Raw genomic sequence first — 21,648 nt, 5'->3', positions numbered from 1 at the left:
CAGTCTAACCCAACGCAAACGCCGCAGAGAGGCATAACCTTGACCCGGCCGCGCCTGCCGTGACGGACACCGGGAAGAGCCAACCAACAAAAGATCGCGCGAAGCTTGGCTGAACCAATCCCCAGGAAGCCGCGAGGGTTTGAAGCGGAGCCCAACCCGAGCACTTCGGTTTCCGGCATCGGAGCTCTACGCACTTGGCGCACATAGGCGTCTAACGACTAACAACCAATCCACAAAACCTCCATCGCAGCGTAGCCTGGGTCCCCACACAATCTTGATGCTCCAAAAAGTCTGTTGAGGAGAAGACCATGGGCGGACTTCGTGCGATGTCTGGCGCGGCGGCAGCGGTGTCAGTTGTCGCAGGCTTCGGCACCGTGGCTTCAGCCCACGGAGCTACCTACGGGATCGAGCTCAACGGCAGCTACCACGTAACCTCGAACGGCAACTGGGCACAAACTAACGAAAGATACAGCGGCGAGAAGACTGTAATCCAAACCTGGACAATCACTTCCAGCTGCGAGGACCCTCTCAAGTGCACCGGCCAAGTCAACAGCGATCAAGGCTGGTCGGCACCATTACGGTTCGTTGACGATCACTGGATCGCTGGCCGGGAGATCAACAACTGGGAGCCGTGCTCCGACGGAGCCGCAGCCGTCGGCCACCAGAAGTTCCTATTTTGGGGTGTCGGCGCAGACGGCATGCAAGATGCCACCAACACCACTCTGTTGGCCGGTATCGACGAAACTGTTGGCCCGAGCGGTGCGTGCGGCATCAATAAACCGCTTGTCATCAAAATGCCGATGCGGCTGGAACGAGTCTGATCGGCGCAACGGTCAAGCCGGTGCCACAAGTCGTGTCACAGATCGACCTTGACGAATTGTATTCTGTCACAGCACAATGCGAGCGCAACGGGAGGCGACCCATGAAGACAATGCCGGCTGCAAACGCCAAGATTTCTGGCGACTGCAGGTCGGTTGCCGATCCCGTTGACACGCGCGTTCAGCGCGAACGGGCCGCGCGAAGGCAACTAACGCCACCTACAGACCAGCCAACGAACTGTCGCGCATCCCGGTTGCGTCGGACTATGAGCGCCGTGGTGGCGTGCGCGCCGCTTATTTGCGGCTTTTGTCTGGCCCCGCCGACGCTAGCGCGAGCAGACATGAACTTCGGCAACTACAACCTCAATATTCCTGACCGTTACGACTTCCATACCTGGATCTGGGCCATTACCAAGTGCTCTGGGACCTGCATCCGGGTAAGCGCCATCGCGCAACCCGTCGCGCGGGCATTCAAATACAGCGCAGATGCGGCCTCGGTGAACGGCCATTACACGATGGCGGTCGATACTCCGGACGGATTACGTTGCGGCAACGTCTATTATGGTCAAACCGTTGCGACGCACGACGTATATGATTGGGATGCAACAACATTGGCGGGCACGCTGAACTCTACCTTTGGCGTCGGGTGTGACGGAAATTCTGGCACGCTGAGCTATCCATTCACATTAACGCGGCTGTGAGAATCTCGCCGCATCTGGCGACCGGGTTTCTCCGTCAGTACAGGATTTGGACCCAGCCGGTCGTCATCGGCACCAACCGGATCTGCGCGAAAATTCCGGTAGTGATCAAGTGCCGAAGAGAAGCACTGGCGGCGGCACGTCGCCGATGACGCCGGACGCCACGCGTGCGGTTGTCGGCCACCCACCTCACGACATCGGCCCGCGTGTAGCGAATCCCGGCACGCACTCCCAAAGCTCGACGGTTGCCGTCCAGTCCCTGGCTGGGTTTTCTGGGTGAGTGACATCCCAGGCTTGGATTTCCGACAACACTGGCTACCATCTGCCTACAGTCACAGGCATGGAGTGCTCATGATCTTTCGCCTTGTTATCGGGGTGCTCGCCACCTTGGCAGTGGCGATCATCGTCCCTGCCCAGGGCCATGCCGATCCGCCGACGAAGTGTTTGACCAACACTCCCAAAGGCAAGCAGGTCTATGTACCCTGCGACCTACTCAACGCCGGCGCCAACTTCCCGCCAGGGCAGCGGTGTCCTCCACCGATCGAGCAGTACCCGAAAGATGTGGCGGACTGGTGTGGCGACGGCCCAGGCCTTGCGAGTACCACGCCCGCGAGTCCTACGAGCCCGACAAGTTCTGCGAGCCCCGTGAACCCAACGAGTACTGCGACCTCGACGACTCCTACGGGTGCGACGACTCCTACAACCCCGACGACTCCTAGAACCCCGACGAGTCCGACGAGTCCTGCGAGCCCGGGCAGTAGATCGTGAGCATTGACGCCGTCAAAACCCGAAAATATAACCGTAGGTAGCGAGCGGGATGAGCCGGAACAAGATGGAACGAACCGGCTGGTCAGAGCCCAAAATGCCTGATAGAGCGTCGGTTTCGATTCTCAGCAGCTCCACAAACAGTGGACTGAGCCCGGGGCCCGCGACGTAGTAACCGACCCTCGCCTACGGGGTGGCCCTAGGCTCGGACGGACAGGGGCAGTTGTGTCCACGTCCTCAGGCCCGACGCCTGATTACCAGGGCAGGTTCGAATACCGCACACCCTGCCTGGCGCAACGCAATACACGATGGACTGAATACTCGGCATGATGCCGACCCTGAGATTGAGCTGAAAGGGAATAACGCGATGCCTGACAACCCGACAGGGTCCGCACCCAAGCCGCTGACCCACGATCCCGAGTCCTACGAAAACCTCTACCGCGGCAAGCCCGCCTTCGCGGGCGCACCTGCCCCCAAGGCCATCCCGTGGGACGTCCATCAGGCCCAACCGCGCCTGATGGAACTCGAAGCCCTCGGTGCAATCAAAGGACACGTGCTCGACGTCGGCTGCGGTCTGGGTGACAACGCGATCTACCTCGCCAGCCGCGGCCACCCCGTGACCGGCCTCGACAGCTCCCCGACTGGCATCGAGCAGGCCCGCGGCCGCGCCGCCGATGCCGGCGTACAGGTGCGCTTCGACGTCGCCGACGCGACCGAACTGGCCGGCTATGAAAGCCAATTCGACACAGTCGTCGACAGCGCCCTCTACCACTGCCTCGACCACGGGGGGCGGAAAGCTTATGCGGCAGCCGTGTACCGCGCGACCAAGCCGGGTGCGCGGCTATTCATCTACTGCTTCTCCGGCGACAGCATCAACGGTGTCACCGCCCCGATGGACGCCGTGCAGGCATCCGAGATCCGTGACACCCTCCCCAGCGCGGGCTGGCGAATCGACTTCCTCGGCCCGACCGCTTTCCTGGGCAACGCCTCGGGCTTCAGCGGAAGCTTCGGCACGCTCCCCGACGCGGTCCTGGCCCAGATGCCAACTGAACTCGCACAACGGATGCATCACATGGCAGAACGAATGGCCGTCATCCTGCCCCTCATCGACGACGGCCGCATCCACCTGCCCTGTCACGTCGTCCACGCCACCCGGATGGACTGACCAAATCAGTCCGATCGCCGAACTGGTCTGGTGACCACACTCAGCATGGCCCCGTGAACACACCCGATCGGGTTGTTAGACGAGGCCGTAGATGTCCAGGAGTCGAAATCGTGTCGCATCGAGACGCTGGCCCAGAGTCGAAGCCACTTCCTTCACCAGCTCGTAGCCCAGCTCGTGATCCTCTTCGCACTTTCCCCGCAGGCACTTGCCATCCAGCGCGATCAGTCGGGTCATCTCTACCGCGCGCGCGTCGAAGCGAAAGCGATAGGGGGGTATCAACCAAGACCACCCAAGCATGTCGCCGCGACCCAGAGTCTCAATCGTCAAGCTGCCGTGACCGGGAGCAACGACTTCGAGCGCGACTCTTCCTTCGCGAATGAGATAGAAGACATCGGCTTCTCTGCCTTCTTGAAAGATGAACTCGCCGGCGTTGAAGCGGACGTTCGACGCACAGCCGACTATCAGTTGATGACAACGCGGGTCCATCCGGCCAAAGAATGGATGCTGAGCCAGAATGCCTTCGAGAGTCTTCATTGCGTCTTCCTTTCCGGGTACGCAGCTCCAGGTTAGGCGCAGGCCAGGTGTTGTCGAACTCGGTGATCCAGCCGGTGCACCGCCGCGTGATGGCGAGACGTTCAGGGGGATGGGGATCCGTACAAGCCCGGACCCGTGATGCGCAGTTGCTCCAGGAATGAGCGAGCGGACACATACGCGGCCTCGATCAACGCGGCGGTGTGCGTGAAGTCAAGTGGCGACAAGAGTCTGGGCGCGGGCCCGGGTAAATAGATGACCGGGATCCGGGCGGCGATCGCCGGAGCTTCGAGCACTGACTGTGCGCGCATCGCGACCATCGCCGTGTAGAGCAGAATGTCGGCAATGGTGCCAGTCGAGCCCGGCAGTTGGCCTGGAAAGTTGCAGTCGAGCACCACCAAAGAGCGTGCCCCCATCTCGACCGCTTGGCGCATCGGGACGTTAGCCACCAGACCGCCGTCGTAGAGCTGGCGGCCGTCGAGGTCGACAGCTGGGAAGATGCCCGGGATCGCGGCGCTGGCCAGCAGAGCGGATAGCAGCGGACCGCTGCGCACAACGTGAGGCCGAGCGGTGGCGATGTCCGTCGTGACAGCGGCGAACGGCAGCTTCAGATCGGCGAATGTTGTTGCCTGACCGACAAAGTCGGCTATCACCGCGGCAAGTCCGGTGTTGGGGAACAGGTACGTCTTGACCCTCTGCAGCAGCAAGGCTTGGGCCAGCAGACCGCCCGGGAACACCTGATCTCGCGTCATTCGTGCCCACACGTGCGAGAGCCGGTTCACCGCGCCCTTCGGGTCCGCGGCGATGACCGCGCCGTTGAGCGATCCAACCGAGGTTCCGGCTACCAGATCGGGAATGACGTCGCACTCGCTGAGCGCCTGGAGCATGCCCACTTGGATCGCGCCAAGGCTGGCCCCTCCGCCAAGCACGTACCCAACTGGTTTGGGTAGCTCGTCCAGGCCGAGCGCCGGACCGTTCATTCACTCAGGCTAAAGCACCTATTCACGACCACTAGGCCGATCACAACGACGGCGCGCTTCCTCGTCGGCCAGCGCACCCTGGACGAGACGCTCTTGGAGACCAACACGCCCAGTTGTTATTCGATTTCAGTGGGGGGCCCTGGGCGCCGCCGCTTGTCTTCATACATGGCGGCGTCGGCCCGTCTCAGCAAATCGTGCGGATCTTCGGGCTTTGTCGCCTGTGCCACTCCAATCGCCGCGCTGATGGTCAGCCGGAGGTCTGGGCTGATGGCAATGGGCTCGATCAGCGACCGACGGATCCGGTCAGCCACCAACGCGGCGCCCTCGGCAGCTGTCCCCGGCAGCAGTACGACGAACTCGTCACCGCCGAGCCTGACCGCGGGTGGGTCCCCTGGATCGGGCCGCGTCACGACATCACCCCTGATGCGGGTTAGCTCGGCAATGCGCCGCGCAACCTCGCGCAGCACGCAGTCGCCCGCTTCGTGCCCGTACTCGTCGTTGACTGCCTTGAAGTGGTCGAGATCGATGAAGATGGCGGTCACCGGATTAGTGGGCGTCGCTCGTGTGAGCATGGGTGCCATCACGCTGCTCAGGTGGCGGCGGTTCGGTAGCCCAGTCAGTGAGTCGTACAGGCCGAGGTACGCAAGTTTGGCCTGGGCTCGGCTCAGCTGAGCCGATTCGACGTCATATGCCAGCAGTTGCGCCGCCTGCAGGTCGGCGTCTGTCCAAGGTGCGCTCGAGCCGCTGACTTGCTCCAGCCAGGTATCGAACGACTTCCTCGGATTGATCAATCCAGTGGATTCAGCGCGCGGATCGCCCAGCCAGTGGAGCTGCTGCGGACGGTCTCGCCGGAACCAGACCACGAAGTCATCCGGCGCGCCGAGCGCGACGAACAAGCAGCCAGCTGCACCGAGAGAGTCAGCTGTCGATTGCCGCAAGCGGTCGGTCGCCCAGGGCGCGCCGGAGGATCGGCTGGCGCGGATTTCGCCCGCAAGTCTGCGCACGGCCTCCTCGGATGGCGCTGCGCCAATTGACCGGTATTGGCCGTCCGCAGATGCCGCCGCGCCGTCTGCCTGGCAGAGCTCCAGCAGTTCGCCGGAAGCTGACGTGAGTCCCTCGGCAATAGCGGGCGCGCTCTGCATCGCTGCCCTGAGTCGGGTCCGGATGGATTCGCGGCTGGCCGCGTCGTTCAGTCTGGAGATCTGGTCAGCTGCAGCGACTTGGAGTTTTGCCTGCAGGACCAGCAGTTCACATGACCTACGCTTCGAGCGGGCGAGCCATCGGGGCGTTTCAGATGTGCATGAGACGAGCCTGGTCAGCCGGCCTCCCTCGACCATGGCGAACGACACGCTGGCTGCGGTCTTCATGTTGTGCATGTATTCGAGGTGGAAGGGGGAAACGCTGCGCAGCGCAGCGCGGCTGAGGTCAAGACTCGTCCCGGCCATGCGCGGCGCCGCAATCACCACAACGTCGCCCTCGTCGACGTCGGGGATGTAGCGCGACGGTTTGCGGGTGTAAAGCTGGCGGGCTTGGGGCGGAATGTCGGTCGCCGGAAAATGATGCCCGAGGTATTGGACCAGTCCGGGAAGGCGATCCTCCGCGACGATCTCTCCGTGCTCGTCTTCATGGAACCGGTAGACCATCGCGCGGTCGAATCCGGTCAGTGCACGCAATGCGCTCGTAACGGCCGCCTCAACTTCGGCCACGCTCCTCGCCTCGCCGATCGCCTGTGAGGCATAGAGAACGGGGACGAGATTGGCTTGGTCGTCCCCGTGTGCCCTCTCGATCTCGATGACGATTTGCCCGTCGACTTGATGCAGAATCAGATCGACCTTGCCGTCGAATCCACCGGCCAGACGCATTCCATACAGATCGGGCGACGAAGGCCGATAGCCCGTCTGCTCGATCGCCTGCTCAAGCCGCTGGTGTTCATCGGGGGCGAAGATGCCCATCACCGGCGAATCGAAAAGCCGATCCGGCTCCGCGCCGATCAACTCAAGTGTGTTGGCGCTTGCGTACGTGATGCGGCGATCTTGCAGATCGGCGGCAACCAGCGCGCCATGGGCTTGTATTCGGCCGGACAGGTGCAGCTGCTCGCTCGCGCAATCGGACAGCGCCTGTGCGGTGCGGTCGCGAAGGGGCAGTGAAGGGCGCGGTACTCCTGCCCGAGGCGAACCAACCCCGGGACCGTGCTCCTTTGCAGGGTCCACTCTCGAAGGATAGGGGTCGTGTCTACCGGCGGTGCACAAAGACTCGGACGTCCGTACGTCCGGTGCTCGAGCTGGCGGCGCGCGAACAGGCGGCTCGGCGGGACCGTGAAGGGCACTGAACCACAACGGCCGCCGTCAGGACTGTCGCGCCACGATCACCGGGATCTTGGCCCGGTTGACCACTGCCGCCCCGACCGATCCCAGCAACCTGCCACTGAACCAGCCGCAGCCGTGGCTGCCGACCACGATCAGTTGCGCTCGTTCGGAGGCGTCGATTAGACAACGTGCCGGATCACCAATTTCGATTCTGCGACGGACCCCGACGTCGGGATAGCGTTCGTGCCAACCTGCAAGCCGTTCGGCGAGCGTCTCCTCCTCCTCGGATAGCTGAGCGTCCCATTTGGAGTTTTGGTGCGATCCCGTGGAGCCGTAAACCCGGGGATCAGTCCAGGCGTGCAAAGCCATGAGGCGGACTCCTCGTCGAGAGGCCTCCTCAAACGCAATGGCAGTCGCCGCTTCCGATGCCGGTGAGCCGTCGATGCCCACCAGCACCGGCGCCCGTGCAGCATCGCCGATGATGGCTTCGTCGTCGCGGATCACGGCGACCGGGCAATGCGCATGGTGAACCAATGCCGAACTCACCGAGCCCAGGATGCTGCGGGCCAACTTGCCGCCATGTCCCCCGTAGCCGACCGCGACCATATCCACCTCTGCGGAGAGGCCGACGAGCGTCGGGACAGTGGCCGAATGAAACACCTTGCTATCGATCTGCACTGGAACGCACTCACCGGTGCTCTCCTCGGCGACCTTGATCGCCGACTCGATGCAATCGTGTGCCCGGTGTCCCTGCGATTGCCTCAAGTCGGACAGCGCGGCGACCTCCAACCACTCCGGTAAGGGGGCGTCGACGACATGGACGAGAGTAAGCGGCACCTTCCGCAGCGCTGCGTCACGGGCCGCCCACCGGACGGCACTCAGTGCCGCTGCTGAGCCATCAACGCCTACCAAGATCGCGCCACGTGGTGGTTGCCACATTTCAGTTCTTTTCTGATCGGCTAGTTATCCACTGGCAGGATCGCCCAGGGGGGCCGTGACGGTCAGGGTCGAAGAGATGCAAGCCGAAGGACCAAAGGCACCGATTGAAGCGACTGACGCGGCGTCAACACCTTTCGCTGCATCGCAGGTATGCCGCTCCTCGCGGATGACCTTCCGAGCCGGATGAGTAGAGGCGTCCCGGGTAGCCTGAGGACATTCATATCCAAGGCGAGGTCGGCGGCCCGATCCGAGTGGCTGTACTGGCGCCGATCGCGTGGAGGACACCACCTCGTCACTACGGGCCGTGGGAGCAGTTCGCCTCCTTGCTCACCGAGGGGCTGGTGGCTGCGGGCCATCACGTCACGCTGTTCGCCACCGCAGACTCGATCACCACGGCCACCCTGTGCGCCACCGCGCTGTGTGGGTGGTCTGAAGACACGACGATCGACGCCAAGGTCGCAGAGTGCTTGCACATCGCGTCGGTGTTCGAGCGCGCCGGGGAGTTCGACGTCATTCACAACGGGTTCGACTTCCTGCCGCTCACGTACAGCGAATTGGTGGCCACACCGGTGGTCACCACGATCCACGGGTTCTCGTCGGACCGGATCATTCCCGTCTACGAGCGCTATGACGGCACAGGCGCCTACGTGTCGATCAGCGACGCCGATCGACACCCAAATCTGCACTATGCCGCCACCATTCACCATGGCATCGATGTCGACGGGTTCGCGATGCATCCGAGTCCCGGCGAGCATCTGCTGTTCTTCGGGCGGATCCACCCCGACAAGGGCACCGCCGACGCGATCGAGGTCGCCCGCCGGTGTGGCCGTCGCCTCGACATCGCCGGGATCGTCCAGGACGAGGGGTATTTCCGCAACGAGGTCGCGCCGCACATCGACGGCAAGCACGTCCGCTACCTCGGCCCCGTTGATACCTCTGCGCGCGCTGAGGTACTGGGCGGAGCGTACGCGCTGCTGCACCTGATCGACTTTGACGAGCCGTTCGGCTACAGCGTCGTTGAGGCGATGGCGTGTGGCACGCCGGTCATCGCCAACTCGAGAGGCTCGATGGGCGAGCTGATCGCGCACAGGGTCACCGGCTTTCTCGTCGACGACATCGATTCGGCGGTGGCCGCGGTCGCTGCAGCGGGCGATCTGGATCGACGCAGGATCGCCGAACGAGCGGCCGACCGCTTCACGGTCGCCACCATGATCGACAAGTACGTGAAGGTCTACCGCGACGTCATTGCGAATCGGAAATGAAGGTGCGGCGCGATCCAGCGTGGTGGAAGTCTGCGGTCGTCTACCAGATCTATCCGCGCAGTTTCGCCGACTCGAGCGGCGACGGGATCGGTGACCTGGCCGGCATCCTCGGGAGGCTCGACTATTTACGGTCGCTCGGCGTCGATGTGATCTGGTTGTCGCCGATCTACCGTTCGCCTCAGGCCGACAACGGCTACGACATCAGTGATTACCGCGATATCGATCCGCTGTTCGGCACCCTGGCCGAGTTCGACGCACTACTCGCCAGGGTGCACGAACTCGGCATGAAACTGGTGATGGACCTGGTGGTCAACCACACCTCGGACGAGCACCCGTGGTTCGTCGAGTCGCGTTCTTCGCGCGTCAGCCCGAAGCGGGATTGGTACATCTGGCGCGACGCTCGTGACGGTGCGGAGCCGAACAACTGGGGCTCGTTCTTCTCCGGGCCGGCATGGCAGTGGGATCCCGCCACCGGCCAGTACTACCTGCATCTGTTCGACCGCAAGCAGCCAGACCTGAACTGGGAAAACCCGCAGGTACGAAAAGCTGTGCAGGACATCATGGTTTGGTGGCTCGACCGCGGCGTCGACGGCTTCCGGATGGACGTCATCAATTTCATTTCCAAGACCGAAGGCCTGCCCGACGCACCGGCGATCCCGGGACACCCGTTCGTCATCGCGTTCGAGGGGTTCGTAGACGGACCGCACGTGCATGACTACCTCGCCGAGCTGACCCGCGAAGTCTTCGAAGGCCGCCAGGGCGACTTCATCACCATCGGGGAAATGCCGGGCGTGACGCCCGAACAGGCGCGGCTCTACACCGATCCGGCTCGGGGAGAGCTGAACATGGTCTTTCAGTTCGAGCACGTGTCCGTCGATCACAGCCTGACGAACAAATTCGACTACCGCGGACTTGACCTGGTCGTCCTGAAGTGGTCGCTCCATCGTTGGCAGGCGGCGTTGGCGGACACCGGTTGGAACAGCCTCTACTGGAACAACCACGACCAGCCCCGCGTCGTGTCCCGGTTCGGTGACGACGCCCCGGACTACTGGGCGGCTTCGGCTAAGGCGCTAGCAACGATTCTGCACGGCATGCGCGGCACCCCGTTCGTCTATCAGGGCGAGGAACTCGGAATGACGAACTACCCGTTCCGAAATGCGCAGGAGCACAAGGATCTTGAGGCTGTGAACTACTACAACGAAGTAGTCGAATCGGGCGGCGATCAGAGGGCGGCGTTGGCCGGGCTGGCCAGGGTCAGTCGTGACAACGCCCGCACGCCCATGCAATGGGACGCGGGACCGAACGCCGGCTTCACCTCCGCCGACCCGTGGCTGCCGGTCAACCCGAACTACACCTGGCTCAATGCCGTAGCCCAGCTCGACGCAGCGGATTCGGTTTTCGCGCACTACCAAGCGCTCATTCGTCTCCGTCACGAATCGGCCATCTTGGTCGACGGCGATTTCACCCCGCTGATGGCGGAAGACCCGCAGATCTGGGCGTACACCCGAACCACCCCTGACAGGAAACTCCTGGTGATCGCCAACTGTGGACGCGGTCCGCGGACCGTCGAGATCGGCCCAGAATGGATCGGGGCCGATCTGCTGCTCGGCAACCTCCCCGGCACCCCAGCCACGTCGACGTCAACGTCTCTGGACCTGGCCGGCTGGGACGCGCGCATCTACTCGGGCCGCGCCGGCGTCCACCCGGTCCGCTGAACGGCGGCGGTCGTTACCGTCTGAACCGGTGGCGCGACAGTAAATGTCAAGGGGCTAGTGGCAAGTCAGGTCTTTTCGCGTTCCAAGTTGCCAAGGGCACACATCGCGCTGAGCATTGTTCGGAGACACACCGGCCAGGTGCCGACGTTGTGACCAGTGCCATCGACGGAGGCTCGTCATCGCGACATACTTCGGGCATGCGAAACACGGCTCCTCCGAAACCATTTTCCCGATTTAGGACGGACATGCCATGAGCTCAGCCGAATACGGCGCGGTCGGGGTGCAAAATCGGACTCGCACCCTTTTCGGCCAGGTCATGTGGTTGGTCGCCGCCACCGCAGGCCTATTCGCGGCCGGCGCCTACCTGGGCCGCAACCTTGGCAATGGCCTGGCGTTCGTGTTCTTCATCCTGGCGTTCGCCTGCCTGATCGGCATGCGGTTCGCCGTCCGCAGCTCCGCGGGCCTGAGCATGGCACTGCTGTTGGGTGTGGGCCTGCTGATGGGGCTAGGGATGTCGCCGACGCTGGTCTACTACGCCGAGGCGGACCCCCAGGCGCTGTGGGAGGCAGGCGGTGCGACGGCCCTGTTCATCGCCGGCTGCGGCGCCTTCGGTTACGCCACCCGCACCGACCTGTCCGGCATCGCCCGTGTCGGCTTCTGGGCGCTACTTGCGCTCATCGGATTCGGGGTCGTGTTGATCTTCGTCCACATTCCGGGCGGGGCGGTCATCTATTCGATCCTTGGGCTTGTCGTTTTCGCAGGTCTCACCATGGTCGACTTCCAGCGGCTCCGCCGATCCACCGATATGGACTCGGCACCGCTGATCGCCGCATCGATCTTCCTGGATGCGCTCAACGTCTTCTCGTTCTTCCTGCAGCTGTTTGGAGGCAGGGGCCGGGACTGAAAAACCCCACTCACCAGATCAGCGACGCGACCGGCGATGCTCGACTTCCGATGTCCGCCGCGAACGCAAAACGGTTTGGTTATGCGGATGGCCGTTGAAGTTCCAGATGGTTTCGCAGTGTGCTCCCGGTGTACTCGGTACGAAATCGTTCTCGGCGCTGCAGGATCGGCACGACGTGGTCGACAAACGCCGTTAACTCGTAGGGCAATGTCGATCCCATAATGGTGAATCCATCTACCGCGCCCGCGTCTTGCCAAGCGATCACGTGATCGGCGAGTTGCTCGGGAGTTCCGATGAAGTGAGTCTGCCCCGCGCCTCCGCTCACCCGTTGGGCCACCTCACGCAACGGAGCGTCGGGCTGTGCCCGCGCGGCCGCAAAGAGTTGATCTGCCCGAGTCGACGGTGATTGCTCAGCCCACAGATGAGCGGGCAGCGGAACGTCCGGGTCGTAGGCATCGGGGTCGAGCCCGGCGGTGTAAAGCGCGTTTTGCCAACGGAATTCGGGACTGGTCAGTTCTTCCAGCTGTCGTGCTCGGGCGTGCGCTTCGGCCTCGGTGCCACCCAAGGTCACCATCAACGCCGGCAGGACCAGTAACTGCTCGGGGTCACGGCCCGAGGCGGCGGCCCGTGCGTGGAGATCAGCCCGGAAGGAAACCGCCGCTTCTAACGAGGGTGGTCCGGAAAAGGACATCTCGGCGTATCGCGCGGCGAGCTCGATGCCTGCCCCGGACTGTCCTGCCAGGACCAGCACTGGATGGCCTTGCGGGGAGCGTGGAAATGGCTGTACTCCTTCGACGTCGTAGTGCTCGCCGTGGAAGCGAGGTGCGTGCAGCTTGCTGCGGTCTGCCCACACCCCACGTTCGCGGTCACCGATGATGGCGTCGTCGTCCCAGCTGTCCCACACCCGCGTCACGACTTCGACGAATTCGTGTGCGCGTGCGTAGCGGTCGGCGTGATCGGGATGGACGGGTTCACCGAAGTTGGCTGCCGCCAGCGGCGTGACGGTGGTGACGATGTTCCAGCCGGCGCGGCCGCCGCTGAGGTGATCCAGTGTCGCGAATCGACGGGCGAGCTCCCATGGTTTGTTGTAAGTAGTCGAGCCGGTGCCGATCAGTCCGATGTGGTCGGTGACGGCGGCCAGAGCTGAGAGCACCGAGATCGGATCGAACTGGGTCTGCGGCAGGTACGTGGCGCGGTACTCGGCGATCGCGATGTTGTCGGCCAGGAAGATCGAGTCGAACAAACCGCGTTCGGCGGTGCGCGCGATGTCGGTGTAGTACGAGAGGCTTAGGACGTTGCGTACGTCGTCATTGACCACACGCCAGGCCGATTCGTGGTAACCGTTGGGCCAAATGAACGCGTTGAAGTGCAGTGTCTTTGCGCTCATGGGACTGGCTCCTTCTCTGGGTGCTCGCAGGAGAGCGCCTCGGCGGCCATCGGTGTCCGTGGGAGCGGCTGCGCCGCGCTCATGCAGCCCGGTGCCCGCGGGCTCATCGCGTAGGGGATGCGCGACGTCATGTATGCCACAACCCCCGGCCCTGCCGGGGAATTTCGTTTCGAGCACAATTCCCATTGCCGTGGATGGTGGTAAGGGCCGCGCCACGGCCGCGGCCGCGCACAAGCCCCGTACGCTTTCACGGTGAACGCGATCGACCCGGACAAGCTCAATACGTGCCTTCAGGTGCTGGCCGACGTGGAGTCTTTGCCGCCCGAACACCCCGACGCCGTTGCCGTGCGTCGGGCCACCGCGGGCATATTCAAGTCGGTGAGGAAAGCCCGCCGCAACGCCAAGCGCGACGCGGTGGCGGCCGCCGACCGCGCCGTCATTGCCACCACGGCAACGGGCGCCCCCGGACGCATCGACGACGAAACCGCGGGCCTGCCGCTGGTGTCCAACGCGGTTGGGGCCAGCGCGGGCACGCTGCTTCGCTCGCGGGCCTGCTACGTCTGCAAGAAGCACCACACGGTCGTCGACGCGTTCTACCACCAACTTTGTCCGGAGTGCGCTGCGCTCAACCACGCCAAGCGCGACGCCCGCACCGACCTCACCGGAAGGAGCGCCCTGCTCACCGGCGGCCGCGCCAAGATCGGCATGTACATCGCGTTGCGACTGCTCCGCGACGGCGCCCACACCACGATCACCACCCGATTTCCGAACGACGCCGTGCGCCGGTTCGCCGCGATGCCCGACAGCGCCGACTGGCTGCACCGGCTACGCATCGTCGGGATCGACCTGCGTGACCCGGCTCAGGTCGTCGCGCTCGCGGACACCGTCGCCGCATGCGGCCCGCTGGACATTTTGATCAACAACGCCGCCCAGACGGTGCGCCGGGCCCCCGGCTCTTATGCTGCGCTCGTCGAGGGGGAGCGCACCCCGCCGCCGGAACTTGTCGACGTGGTCACCTTCGACCACGTCAGCGACGCCCATCCTGCGGCGCTTGCCGGCAGCCTCGCCGAACACCAGGCTCCGCACGCGGTGACCGAATTGGCCCTCGTCGCCCGTAGCGCGTCTCCAGACCGGATGGCCGCCGGCACCGCTATCGATGCGGGTGGGCTGCTGCCCGATACGGCGTCAACCAACAGCTGGACGCAACGCGTGCACGAGATCGACGCGATGGAACTGCTCGAGGTTCAACTCTGCAACCAGACGGCACCGTTCATTCTGGTGAGCCGGCTGCGTCCGGCGATGGCCGCTTCACCGTCACGGCGGAAGTATGTCGTGAACGTTTCGGCAATGGAGGGTCAGTTCAGCCGCGCGTACAAGGGGCCGGGGCATCCGCACACCAACATGGCGAAGGCCGCGCTGAACATGCTCACCCGCACCAGCGCCGCCGAAATGCTCGAGCAGGACGGCATCCTCATGACCGCCGTCGACACGGGCTGGATCACCGACGAGCGTCCACACCCGACTAAGCTGCGCCTCGCCGACGAGGGTTTCCATGCCCCGCTCGACCTTGTCGACGGCGCCGCCCGCGTGTACGACCCGATCGTCCGGGGGGAGTTGGGCGAAGACCTGCACGGCTGCTTCCTGAAGGACTACTCGCCGAGCAACTGGTAGCCACTACGAACCGTGGTGCGGTGGTGCCTCATCGCGGAGCCAGTCGTCGTTCGATGCCTGCCGCATCAGATCCTCGTCGCCGAACCTGTCCAAGTCCTCGGGTGTGACGTGCGCCCGCGGCGTTTTCGACGCGGCCACGGGCGACGGCGTCGGCGCGGCCGGGGGGACCGACTTGTGAATCTGGGCTGCCGAGACATCGCGATACGACGGCAACTCGAAATCGGTGAGGGTGTAGACGTCTTTGCGATCCCGCACCCGCTCCAGCCAGTAACTCTGATCGGTCGCCGACGTGCAGGCGTAGATCTTCATGTACGTCGCCGCGAAGGGGAACAAGATGCCATTGCCGACGGCCTGCCAGATGGCCGCGGCCACGCCCGGGGTTTGAAAGCCTCGGTAATCGTCCATCGCGATCACGCCACGTTCGGCTGCGTGAGCCACGGCGAGGCTGATGTCCTTGGCGACGCACTGGTAGTTGTGACAACCGTCGATGTGGATGAAGCGCAGCACTCGGTCTCCGAGGTCGAGCTCTGACGATTCGCAGACTTCGAGGATTGGCCGGCGGGTGTGGAAACGATCCCAGTTGGCCAGGAACTGCTCCTGCTCCAGACCCGAGTAATCCTGGCGCGAGATCTGAGAGATGTCGGCGTGATCCATGACCCCGCCGAACAAATCGCAGATCACGAATTCTTCGTCGTCGCGCAGGCTGTAACCCATCAGGATTGCTGATTTACCTTGATACGCACCGATCTCCAGCAGGTCGCCCTTGATGTCCTCGGCCAGCTGGCTTGCCAGCAGATCGCTGAAGAGATCGACATCGGCCCCGAAGAACCAGCCGTCGACCTGGTCCATTTCTTCGGTGTAGAGGATCCAGGGATCGGTCATGACGCGCTCCTGCGCATGGACTCACGTTTTGCGGGCGAGGGGCTTTGGTCGCAGCGTATCAATCAGCCGAGGCGCCCTAGGCGGACGGCCTCTTCCAGGTAATCGGCGGCAGCGGCAGCGCTTTCGGCGGGTGTGGCCATCTGGGCGGCGACCTCGCGGGTTCGGGCAATGCAGCGCGGAGTCAGGATGGCGCGCAGATCCTCGAGCAGCGTGTCCTGCGTCGCCTCGAAGAAGGGCCGCCCACGGCCGACTTCCAGTTGGGTGACCGCACCCGCCCACAACGGCTGATCGACCGAGACGGACATCGCCAACGTCGGGACTCCGGCCCGGATGCCCGCGAACGTGGTGCCCGGGCCCCCGTGGTGGACGACGGCGCGGCACGCAGGGAAGACGGCGGTGTGGTTCACGGAGCCCACCACCTTGACGTGCTCGAAGTGCGGGACGTTGGTGAAATCACTTGAGCCACTGCACATTAACGCCCGCTCGCCTAATTGTGCGCATACCTCGCTGATGATCGTGAGCGTGTCAGCGGCATTGGGGAGTCGCACGCTGCTGCCAAAGCCGAAGTAGATCGGCGGCGTTCCCGCAGCAATCCATGACGTGACGTCGTCGTCGGCCTCCGCCGGCAACTCGAGCGTCAGCCCGCCAACAAAAGGTCGTCGGAGGTCGTGTTCCGCCCATTTAGCTGCCAAATCGGGAAAGAAAAGTTCGTCGTAGGCCTGGATCTCGAGCGGCGGGCGCGCCGAGGGCCCCGGTTCCTCCGGCAGCCCCAGCGTCCGTCGCTGGGCTTCTTCAACCTCTTTGGTGACCTGCCAATCGTTACCACCGGGCTCGAGCGGGAAGATGTGTAGCGCGGCCATCGGAATGTCGTAGTACTCAGCAACATTAGCGGCCAGACCCTGCTCGGATGCGTCCGTCAGCAGCAGGTCGGCTCCCTCTGTCAGCCACGCCAGCGACTTACCCAACTCCGGCAAGAGCTCGGTCAGGTGCTTCAACGTTGCATACGCCGCCATCATCGGATGCGGCGTCTTCCCATAGACGCGTTCGATACTCGCGTTCTGCTCTACGTGGTCCGGGCCGTGCGGGACCGCCGGCAGCCCCGCCAACTCGATGAAGCCGAGAAAGTTAGGCGGCACCGCCATGCATACCTGGTGGCCCCGGCGCTGCAGCTCCCGACCGATGGCGGCACATGGCTCGACATCGCCGCGACTTCCCAAGCTTGCTAGCAGGAATTTCACCGCCGGAATCCAACTCCTGGCGGCATCTGAGTTCGGCGAGCGGAACTGGCGCCATTAAAAATCACGGCGCACCCCTTGGGAGCTACATCCGATGATGTCTCTGAAATATTCGATCGTCCGCAAGAGGCCCTCTTCGAAAGGGACTCGTGGCTGCCAGCCCAGCCTGGACTCCGCCAGGCCGATGTCTGGCTTGCGTTTCCTGGGGTCGTCGGGCGGCAGTGGCTTAAAGACGTTCACCGATCCGGATCCGATGATTTCCTTGATAATGCGTGCGGTTTCGAGGACGGTGAATTCGGCGGGATTGCCCAGGTTGACGGGGCCAGTGAACGAGGGTTCGCTCGCGGCCATCTTCACGAGCCCGTCGACGAGGTCGTCGACATAACAGAAGGACCGGGTCTGGCTGCCGTCCCCGAAGACGGTGATCGGTTCTCCGCGCAGCGCCTGGACGGTGAACGAGGAGATGATTCGGCCGTCCTCCAAATCCATCCTCGGACCGTAGGTATTGAAGATGCGGACGACCTTGATTCGCACGCCGTAGCGACGGGCGTACTCGAGCATCAGCGTCTCAGCAACCCGTTTGCCTTCCTCGTAGCAGCCCCGCGCGCCGAAGCAGTTGGCATTGCCCCAGTAGCTCTCGACCTGGGGATGGATCGTTGGATCCCCGTAGACCTCGCTGGTGGAGGCCTGCAGAATGATCGCCTCGTTCTCACGCGCGAGTTCCAGGAGGTTCCTGGTCCCGACGTAGTTGGTCTCCAGGGTGAACAGGGGATCCCGCTGGTAGGCCCGCGGCGAGGCCGGGCACGCCATGTTGAAGATGATGTCCAGCGGACCCGTCACGACCGCGTCTGCCGGCCGGGTGATGTCATGCTCGACGAAAGTGAAGCCCGGATCGCCCTCGAGGTGCTCGATGTTCTGACGCCTGCCGGTATAAAAGTTGTCGAGTCCGAGAACCTCGATGCCGTCGCGGCGAAGACGGTCGCAAAGGTGGGATCCCAAGACCCCGGCGGCGCCCGCCACGAGGGCTCTCACTATGTTCCTTCTCCTTAGTTCCGAGCCCGCGCCGTAGTGCTCAAGCCCGGCCCGCAGGCGCTTAGGATCATAGGTGTTCCGGCCATCGAACACGACCTGGCCTCGAATGCCCCGACTCTTGCACAATGCCTCGACTCTTGCACAGGGGCCGTTGGCTGTGCACGACGCGCTTCACCTGTTGCGGGTCGATGCGTCACTGGTCACGATGTGAGGAGCGTGGCGCGTGCAGACCTCGCCGTGGGCCACCGTGGTGGTCGCTTCGTTCCTGGCGCCGTTGATCGCGAGTCGCTAACGTAACCCGTTGTTCTACAAGCATCTGGCGGCGGCGGAGATAGCGGATAATGAGCGAAACACTGATTCGCAGCGACCAGGGCCCGGTGCGCGTCCTCACGCTGAACCGTCCTGAGGCGCGAAACGCGTTGAGCCGCAATCTTATTCGGGCTTTGTACACGGCGCTCAAGGAGTCCGATGCCGACGAGTCCGTGCGGGCGGTCGTCCTCACGGGGGCTGACCCGGCCTTCTGCGCGGGAGTCGATCTGAAGGAAGCCGCGCGCGATGGAATGGACTATTTTGCTGAGTTCAAGACCAACAGCTGCATTGCCGCGGCCGCCGAGATGCGCACCCCGATCCTCGGCGCGATCAACGGAGCGACTTTCACGGGAGGTCTCGAGCTAGCCCTTGGCTGCGACTTTCTCGTCGCCTCAGAACGTGCGGTCTTCGCCGACACCCACGCCCGGGTCGGCATCTTGCCCGGTGGCGGGATGACGGCTCGCCTGCCCCAGGTGGTCGGCGCCTCGATGGCGCGGCGCCTGTCCATGACCGGTGAGGTGGTCGACGCGGCCAGGGCCGAACGCATTGGGCTGGTCACCGAAGTGGTCGCGCATGACCAGCTGCTTAGCCGAACCGTCGCGCTGGCCGCCCAGATTTGTGAAGTGCCGGGTCCGACCATGCTGGGGCTCAAGGAAATCTACGTACGTGGCACGTCTGCTGTCATCGCCCCGGCCTTAGCCGCCGAGGGTGAGATCGCCGGATCGCAGAAACGCGATTTCGTCGGCCTTGGTGAGCGCTTCGGCGACGTGTCGGCGCGCAACCGAAGCCAGATCGGTGGGAAGTCAGCCCAGTGAGCCGTCGATCAGCATGGCCCGCAAGGCTTTTCGGTTGAGCTTGCCACTGGGCAGGGTGGGTATCTGGTCGCTGGTCGCGATCGCCCAGCGCGTCGGAACCTTATACGCAGACAATTGATTTCGTGCTCGTGCAGCCAGGGAGGACACGTCGATCGTCGCCCCCGCGGCGACGACGACGGCGCATACCTGCTCGCCCCGCTCCGGGTCATCGATCCCGACGACGACACACTGGGCGACGTCATCGAATTCCTCGACGACTGCCTCGACCTCGAGCGGGGAGACATTGGCGCCCGCGGATTTGATGAGTTCACTGGTCCGTCCGACATAAAACAATCGCGGGTCATTTTCTTTGCGATAGACGCGGTCGTCGGTGTGGTACCAGCCGTCGGCGTCGAAGGTTTCCCAACGTTCGCGTTTGTTGTAGCCGGCCATTGCGCCGATCCCTCGGACGAGGAGCTCGCCGGTGTCTCCCGTGGCGACCGCGGCCCCGCCTTCGTCGACGATGGCGATGTCGGTGAAGGCGAAGCCACCCGCGGTCTCAGACATGGTGCGGTGTATCGGGAATCCGTCGGGGACGTCGATCATGGCAAGGTCCAGCGGACCGTCGCGCAGGAGCGGTGCGCTGCTGAGGTCACGATCGGCGAAGGAGGGGTGCTCCCGCAGGCGCTGGGTGAAGGCGGGCCATCCCACGATCCCGGTGGCGCGCTCCTGTTCGACGAGATCCAGCGCGGTGCCGGCGTCGAGACGAGGCAGGACCAGAAGCGTGACGGGTTCATGCAGCGCCCCCGTAACGGCGAGCAATCCGCCGATCCAGAAGAAGGGCATCGCGCAGAGGATCCTGGCCGGGGACGCTGACCCGGTGATCGCCCGTATGGCGGTTGGCCATGTCGAGGTCTGCCGGACGACGGTGCCATGGGTGTGCAGCACGCCTTTGGGATCAGCGGTGGATCCCGAGGTGTGCACCATGATGGCCAGATCGGCGGGGGACACCTCATCCTCGACCGCGGCCAGCACATCGTCGGGGACGCCCGCGGCCGTATCCCCGTCCCAGCGTGTCGCCCATTCCCGGTCGGCTTCGCCGGTGAGCACGACACGGCGCAGATACGGCGCGGCGGGCAATGCCAAGTGGCCGGCTTGCTGAACAGGTAGTTCTGGCAGTGCGGCTTCGAATCTTTCGGCGACGTCTTTGCCCAATACCTGGCTGGCGGCAACTAACAGCCCAATGTCTGCCAGCCGCAATACTTTTGCGATCTCGGCTGGCGTGTACATCGTGCTCATGGGGACGGCCAGGGCGCCGATCCGCGACACAGCGAGCCACCACGTGATCCACTCCACGCCATTGGTGAAGAACAGCCCGACGCGGCTGCCCTTGCCGACGCCTTCTTGGAGTAACCAGCGTGCGATGTGCGCCGAACGCTGCTCCGCCTGCTCGTATGTGACTCGGTCGGTTGGTGTGACCACGTAGGTTTCCTGGCCGAACAGGCGGACGCTCTGCGCGAGCAGGGCCGGAATCGTGAGCGGTCGGGGTTGGGTCACACCCAGGTCCTATCACCAAACAGTCCCGGGATGTGAAGCGGCCCCGGACGTACGCTCATGCTGTGATTCCGCCGGAGATACTCCGCAGCTTGCCCTTGGTCGACGAGATCCTCGGGTCTCACCGCCAGCACTGTCACGGTGACGATGAGGGCTACGACGCCTACAAAGCGCACGCGTACCGCGTCGTGAATTTCGCTCGCGCCCTGGCTCCAGACGGACCTCAACGCGACGACAAGCTCGCGATTGCCGCAGCGTTTCATGACCTGGCGGCGTTCGACACGCTGGACTACCTGGTGCCTTCGATCGAGGCGCAGGACGCCTGGCTGCAGGAGACCGGCCGGGAGAACTGGTCCGACGAGCTGGCGTTGATGGTCGCCGAGCATCATCGGCTCTCCAGATACCGGCAGACCCGAGCACACGCACCGCTGGTGGAGGCCTTTCGGCGGGCCGACCTCGTCGACGTCAGCCAGGGTCGGATCCGATTCGGTATCCCGAGGTCCTACGTGACGGAAGTGCGCGCTGCTTTTGACGCCAGCGTTTTCTTCAAGCGGGTGGTCCCATCGGGGGCGCTACGGGCGGTCCGCAAGTTCCAGCTGCCTGGCTTCCTGCTTCCCCGCAACGCGCTGGTCCGCTCCGGTCATGAAGGCATCGACCGCTGAGGCCTTGTTTGTGGCCGGCACGCCTTTCAGGCCGTGTGA

19 protein-coding genes are annotated in these 21,648 nt (G+C 63.9%); 10 read left to right on the top strand and 9 right to left on the bottom strand.

Annotated elements, in window-relative coordinates; all coding sequences use genetic code 11:
• The first annotated feature begins 308 nt into the window (after positions 1-308).
• The 4 genes from MNAB215_RS01505 to MNAB215_RS01490 all read left to right on the top strand — a co-directional run bounded on the left by MNAB215_RS01505 (position 309) and on the right by MNAB215_RS01490 (position 3,446).
• Positions 309-821 carry an Rv2253/PknI dimerization domain-containing protein gene (locus MNAB215_RS01505; protein ID WP_245830101.1) on the top strand — a complete coding sequence of 171 codons (513 nt, stop codon included), beginning with the start codon at positions 309-311 and terminating at the stop codon, positions 819-821.
• 338 nt (positions 822-1,159) lie between these two features.
• Positions 1,160-1,519, top strand: coding sequence for a hypothetical protein (locus tag MNAB215_RS01500; RefSeq protein ID WP_083745967.1), 360 nt, complete (start codon positions 1,160-1,162; stop codon positions 1,517-1,519).
• 569 nt (positions 1,520-2,088) lie between these two features.
• The gene (locus tag MNAB215_RS29595; RefSeq protein WP_165691514.1) at positions 2,089-2,235 is read left to right on the top strand and encodes a hypothetical protein; all 147 of its coding nucleotides are present in this window, start codon (positions 2,089-2,091) and stop codon (positions 2,233-2,235) included.
• Positions 2,236-2,648: 413 nt separating this feature from the next.
• Positions 2,649-3,446: an SAM-dependent methyltransferase gene (locus MNAB215_RS01490; protein ID WP_077077143.1), complete on the top strand. Its 798-nt coding sequence runs from the start codon at positions 2,649-2,651 to the stop codon at positions 3,444-3,446.
• A gap of 75 nt (positions 3,447-3,521) precedes the next feature.
• On the opposite strand, the gene MNAB215_RS01485 is transcribed toward MNAB215_RS01490, so the two are convergent.
• The 4 genes from MNAB215_RS01485 to MNAB215_RS01470 all read right to left on the bottom strand — a co-directional run bounded on the left by MNAB215_RS01485 (position 3,522) and on the right by MNAB215_RS01470 (position 8,202).
• Positions 3,522-3,980: a cyclic nucleotide-binding domain-containing protein gene (locus MNAB215_RS01485; protein ID WP_077077142.1), complete on the bottom strand. Its 459-nt coding sequence runs from the start codon at positions 3,978-3,980 to the stop codon at positions 3,522-3,524.
• Positions 3,981-4,081: 101 nt separating this feature from the next.
• On the bottom strand, positions 4,082-4,957 hold the full coding sequence (locus MNAB215_RS01480; protein ID WP_077077141.1) for a patatin-like phospholipase family protein: 876 nt from the start codon (positions 4,955-4,957) through the stop codon (positions 4,082-4,084).
• Between the two features lie 116 nt (positions 4,958-5,073).
• Positions 5,074-7,167 carry a sensor domain-containing diguanylate cyclase gene (locus MNAB215_RS01475; RefSeq protein ID WP_077077140.1) on the bottom strand — a complete coding sequence of 698 codons (2,094 nt, stop codon included), beginning with the start codon at positions 7,165-7,167 and terminating at the stop codon, positions 5,074-5,076.
• Between the two features lie 135 nt (positions 7,168-7,302).
• Complete coding sequence (locus MNAB215_RS01470) at positions 7,303-8,202, bottom strand: universal stress protein (RefSeq protein WP_077077139.1); 900 nt, start codon at positions 8,200-8,202, stop codon at positions 7,303-7,305.
• A 251-nt stretch (positions 8,203-8,453) separates the two neighbouring features.
• Between MNAB215_RS01470 and MNAB215_RS01465 the strand changes: the two genes are divergently transcribed.
• From MNAB215_RS01465 to MNAB215_RS01455, 3 genes are all read left to right on the top strand, one after another.
• Entirely contained in the window at positions 8,454-9,464 is a 1,011-nt protein-coding gene (locus MNAB215_RS01465; RefSeq protein ID WP_217348898.1) for a glycosyltransferase family 4 protein, read from the top strand.
• A 2-nt stretch (positions 9,465-9,466) separates the two neighbouring features.
• Positions 9,467-11,179, top strand: a complete 1,713-nt coding sequence (locus tag MNAB215_RS01460; protein ID WP_217348897.1) for a glycoside hydrolase family 13 protein — start codon at positions 9,467-9,469, stop codon at positions 11,177-11,179.
• 250 nt (positions 11,180-11,429) lie between these two features.
• Positions 11,430-12,083 carry a Bax inhibitor-1/YccA family protein gene (locus tag MNAB215_RS01455; RefSeq protein ID WP_077077136.1) on the top strand — a complete coding sequence of 218 codons (654 nt, stop codon included), beginning with the start codon at positions 11,430-11,432 and terminating at the stop codon, positions 12,081-12,083.
• A gap of 79 nt (positions 12,084-12,162) precedes the next feature.
• Here the strand turns inward: MNAB215_RS01455 and MNAB215_RS01450 are convergent, their stop codons facing one another.
• Positions 12,163-13,470, bottom strand: coding sequence for an LLM class flavin-dependent oxidoreductase (locus tag MNAB215_RS01450; RefSeq protein ID WP_077077135.1), 1,308 nt, complete (start codon positions 13,468-13,470; stop codon positions 12,163-12,165).
• A 252-nt stretch (positions 13,471-13,722) separates the two neighbouring features.
• Here MNAB215_RS01450 and MNAB215_RS01445 point away from each other — a divergent pair, with 252 nt between their 5' ends.
• Complete coding sequence (locus MNAB215_RS01445; protein WP_077077134.1) at positions 13,723-15,141, top strand: SDR family oxidoreductase; 1,419 nt, start codon at positions 13,723-13,725, stop codon at positions 15,139-15,141.
• 3 nt (positions 15,142-15,144) lie between these two features.
• Here the strand turns inward: MNAB215_RS01445 and MNAB215_RS01440 are convergent, their stop codons facing one another.
• The 3 genes from MNAB215_RS01440 to MNAB215_RS01430 form a co-directional block, all read right to left on the bottom strand.
• Entirely contained in the window at positions 15,145-16,023 is an 879-nt protein-coding gene (locus tag MNAB215_RS01440; protein ID WP_245830100.1) for a class I SAM-dependent methyltransferase, read from the bottom strand.
• 62 nt (positions 16,024-16,085) lie between these two features.
• Complete coding sequence (locus MNAB215_RS01435) at positions 16,086-17,261, bottom strand: glycosyltransferase (RefSeq protein ID WP_077077133.1); 1,176 nt, start codon at positions 17,259-17,261, stop codon at positions 16,086-16,088.
• Between the two features lie 54 nt (positions 17,262-17,315).
• A complete protein-coding gene (locus MNAB215_RS01430; protein ID WP_077077132.1) occupies positions 17,316-18,290 on the bottom strand; it encodes a UDP-glucuronic acid decarboxylase family protein in 975 nt (324 codons plus the stop codon).
• Positions 18,291-18,631: 341 nt separating this feature from the next.
• Between MNAB215_RS01430 and MNAB215_RS01425 the strand changes: the two genes are divergently transcribed.
• Positions 18,632-19,414 carry an enoyl-CoA hydratase gene (locus MNAB215_RS01425; protein ID WP_077077131.1) on the top strand — a complete coding sequence of 261 codons (783 nt, stop codon included), beginning with the start codon at positions 18,632-18,634 and terminating at the stop codon, positions 19,412-19,414.
• On the opposite strand, the gene MNAB215_RS01420 is transcribed toward MNAB215_RS01425, so the two are convergent.
• The gene (locus tag MNAB215_RS01420; protein ID WP_083745964.1) at positions 19,403-20,950 is read right to left on the bottom strand and encodes a class I adenylate-forming enzyme family protein; all 1,548 of its coding nucleotides are present in this window, start codon (positions 20,948-20,950) and stop codon (positions 19,403-19,405) included. The genes MNAB215_RS01425 and MNAB215_RS01420 overlap by 12 nt on opposite strands.
• 62 nt (positions 20,951-21,012) lie before the next feature.
• On the opposite strand from MNAB215_RS01420, the gene MNAB215_RS01415 reads away from it, so the two are divergent.
• Positions 21,013-21,609 carry an HD domain-containing protein gene (locus MNAB215_RS01415; RefSeq protein WP_077077129.1) on the top strand — a complete coding sequence of 199 codons (597 nt, stop codon included), beginning with the start codon at positions 21,013-21,015 and terminating at the stop codon, positions 21,607-21,609.
• The last annotated feature ends 39 nt before the right edge of the window (positions 21,610-21,648 follow it).

Origin of the sequence: Mycobacterium numidiamassiliense, assembly GCF_900157365.1 — a bacterium.
Classification (GTDB): Bacteria; Actinomycetota; Actinomycetes; order Mycobacteriales; family Mycobacteriaceae; genus Mycobacterium; species Mycobacterium numidiamassiliense.
The sequence above is the reverse complement of the archived record's forward strand: the minus strand, read 5'-3'. Positions and strand labels throughout refer to the sequence as shown.